Here is a 1,307-nt window from a genome sequence, read left to right on the forward strand (position 1 = left end):
ACCTCTGCCACCTTGAACCCACGATCGGTCACTTGCCGGACCGCCTCGATCTTGAACTCATCCGTATACCGCTTACTGCTCATGGACACCTCCGAATCAGCCATTTTCCATGGCCTTGAGATGTCTAGGAAATCCTGGGCGTATCAAATCACTGCCAGCAGAGGTTTTTAAGAATCAACGTGTACGCCATATTAGCTCTACAATTCGGTGCTGATAGCAGCCTGAAGCGCGCGTAGCGCGTTGTCAGAGTATCTGGGATGTTTTTGGGCTCCGAACTCGAAGAACATGACGTATGCTGAATTTTCGTCGATTCGCAGATGGTCGCGGATAGCCTTGACTTTCTTGGTTGGCAACCCCAGTTTTTTTGCCAACTCGCTCCGGCTCCAGTGGTATTTTTTCTGGAGATCTATTTCACGGATGGCAGCCGCCCCCTCCGGGTCATCACCTGACACGAACCGAACAGCTGGAGCGCCTGTGGCTTTGGTAAATCGGACACGAATAGTCGACCCCTCTCCTTCAATGTTCGTTGCTAGGGTCATCAACCGTGGGAACACCTGGTCCAGTGGAGTGCCTTCCTTGATCGCTTCTTCAATTCTATAAAGGTCTCTTTTGGATACTGCGACCTTTTCGCTGACGTGTGCTTCCATCGCCAGGAGTGCCGTGATTCGGCCTCTGGCCTCGTCTCGCGCCCTTCGACCCGGGGCAAGTAGTTCTCGAATCTGTGTGTATTCACGATTTACCAGCATCAGAAAATCCGGCAGCGCTTGGGTAGACAAGGGTAAGACCCGGACCGGAAGATTGTCCGCGAGAGTGTCATTGAAGTGCGTCGTGAGCACTTCATCTAAGACAGTTATCAATGCTCTTGCATTGATGTAGAGAGCATCTTCGGGAACCACGATCATCCAGTGCTGGGCCGAGTTGCGCATCGCATCAATAACGCGGATAGCTCCAGTTTGTGATGCGGTGATCCACCCTTTGGACTGAGCAGTAGTGAGCGCCTTGTCGATACCAATCGAGGTTCCCTTTTCTTCATCAAAGACGTCTTGTCCCTTTTGAACCAGCAACGCTTTGACCAACATTTCGCTAGGGAAGGTCTGAATAACGAGGCCTGAGAGTGCGGGATGTCGCGTCGTTCCGAAGAGTGGCGTTTGAATCTTTGGAATTTCGCCATTTCTGGCGCTTTCCGTGGGAATTTCCTGGTTTACAGGCGCACGCTCCCCATAGCCGGCAGCAACTGCTTTCGCTTCATCCACAGATTGGAGAGCGCAAACAAGGTCAGCACGTGTGCGGTGTTTTTGGCCAGGCCG

The 1,307-nt window shown here is 52.4% G+C and carries 2 protein-coding genes and 1 pseudogene; all 3 read right to left on the bottom strand.

The annotated features are described in order from the left end of the window. A partial coding sequence (locus F7R02_RS25395) for a transposase (RefSeq protein ID WP_146011565.1) occupies positions 1-83 on the bottom strand: 83 nt, incomplete at its 3' end. A 114-nt stretch (positions 84-197) separates the two neighbouring features. Continuing rightward, entirely contained in the window at positions 198-1,079 is an 882-nt protein-coding gene (locus tag F7R02_RS25405) for a DUF8611 domain-containing protein (RefSeq protein WP_235900996.1), read from the bottom strand. Positions 1,080-1,201: 122 nt separating this feature from the next. After that, positions 1,202-1,307 (bottom strand): annotated as a pseudogene (locus F7R02_RS25410) (IS5/IS1182 family transposase); the annotation flags it as partial.

The organism is Xanthomonas cissicola, from assembly GCF_008801575.1.
GTDB lineage: Bacteria > Pseudomonadota > Gammaproteobacteria > Xanthomonadales > Xanthomonadaceae > Xanthomonas > Xanthomonas cissicola.

What these genes read in the sequence shown, in the direction of transcription:
- F7R02_RS25405 (WP_235900996.1), bottom strand. Translation starts at nt 1,079, where the DNA reads ATGTTGGTCAAAGCGTTGCTGGTTCAAAAGGGACAAGACGTCTTTGAT.